This window comes from Bacillus cereus group sp. BfR-BA-01355, assembly GCF_022663675.1.
GTDB lineage: Bacteria > Bacillota > Bacilli > Bacillales > Bacillaceae_G > Bacillus_A > Bacillus_A thuringiensis_S.
Genome location: NZ_JAKUFY010000399.1, coordinates 1 through 263, shown reverse-complemented (window position 1 = coordinate 263; position 263 = coordinate 1). Strand labels below are relative to the sequence as shown.

Genomic DNA, 263 nt, shown 5'->3' with positions numbered 1-263 from the left:
TTCACGCTTCTCTTTTTCTGGAAGTTTCACACCTAATTTTGTTAATTCTTCTTTTGCTTGCTCATGCGTTAATTTTCCAGATTTCTTTTGCTCTAAAATCGACTTCGCTTTCTCTTTCGCCTGTTCATCTAAGTTAGCAAACATGTCTCCATGCTTACCTTTCTCCGGCATTTTCACGCCTAACTTTGTTAATTCCTCTTTTGCTTGCTCATGCGTTAATTTTCCAGATTTCTTTTGCTCTAAAATCGACTTCGCTTTTGCTT

Annotated in this window: 1 pseudogene; it reads right to left on the bottom strand. The window is 37.3% G+C overall.

The features are described 5' to 3' along the window. Positions 1-263, bottom strand: a pseudogene (locus MR167_RS32220) (hypothetical protein); the annotation flags it as partial.